This is a genomic window from Labilibaculum manganireducens (genome assembly GCF_002843385.1).
Taxonomy (GTDB): Bacteria; Bacteroidota; Bacteroidia; order Bacteroidales; family Marinifilaceae; genus Labilibaculum; species Labilibaculum manganireducens.
Genome location: NZ_MVDE01000093.1, coordinates 1 through 1,071 on the forward strand (window position 1 = coordinate 1; position 1,071 = coordinate 1,071).

General features: G+C 36.2%; 2 protein-coding genes. Both read right to left on the bottom strand.

Features of this window, described 5'->3' with window-relative positions; genetic code table 11:
* Positions 1-448 (bottom strand): hypothetical protein (locus BZG01_RS21325; protein ID WP_143470975.1); only part of this gene is annotated, 448 nt, incomplete at its 3' end.
* Positions 448-1,071, bottom strand: a 624-nt coding sequence (gene tssD, locus BZG01_RS21730; RefSeq protein WP_218973198.1) for a type VI secretion system tube protein TssD, incomplete at its 5' end; no start/stop codon positions are given. The genes tssD and BZG01_RS21325, both read right to left, overlap by 1 nt.

The following is a 1,071-nucleotide window of genomic DNA, read 5'->3' on the forward strand; positions in this document are numbered from 1 at the left end:
CATCATTATCTCGTGCTAGAAATAATAATTCAACTTCTTTTTCTAATAAAGGATCAGTTTTAGTAATAATAAGCTTGAATTCTTTGCCAAATCCAGTTTCAAAAGATTCCTGATTAAACGTTATTCCGTCTGTTTCTTCTGATAAGCTTACTTTTACAATACCATCCTCATCCATTAATGAGTCCCCAGTACCATTTTTTACCGTAAAGGGCAAGACAATCTCATCGTTGCAGTTTTTAATGGTATATATTTTATCATCTTCAGGGGATATATTTGTTAATAAATTGTCTAATTCAATGCCATTTACCGAAGTGGGCTCATCAAAATCTGTATTATCTTCCAGAAACTGACTATTATTAAAACAGACTATTGGCAAAAACTCATCCATCAGCAATCCACCAGAATCTGCACTACTTCCACCACCATTTGTTTGTGTTACTATAGCCATTATGATCTTCTTTGTTTAATTGTTTTTAACTGAATTTTCATTGTATCTGCTGTAACGGTAAGTCCTTGAATTAAATCGTTATCTACAATAGATCCATTGTATTCGTAATCAATATTGTCATCGCTCAAGTCAATATTAATACCTTTACCTACCATTTCTTTGGTTTTCACCACTAGAAAAATAGTTTGGTTCTTTTTTGGTTTTGAAACAGCATTGCCTTGTTCATCTTCAAAAAAACATTCCAATATTTCAGGATTTTCAGGCACCGCCGTAGGCTCCACATTCTGCCTGCTTAAATCGCTTACCTTCCAGTTTTTTTCAACCATGGTTTGTCCGTCTTGAACGATGATGGCTGGTGAGAGTTGAATTACACTAATCATTGGGTCTTTACCTTCGCTGTGAAAATAATCGTGATGCCGAATGCATAATGTATCGTACAGCTCGATGGTTCGGCTTTTGGATGCCAGTGTAACCGGTGAGAACACCAGCTTTACGTACTTCATATCCAAATTGCTGGCTCCCCAAGCATACAGATGTGTATTTTTGGGACTTTCTACCTCTATATTGAATAATCCACCTAAGGGTTGTGTGGAGGCGGTGCCATTGGTATTGATTTTTTGGTC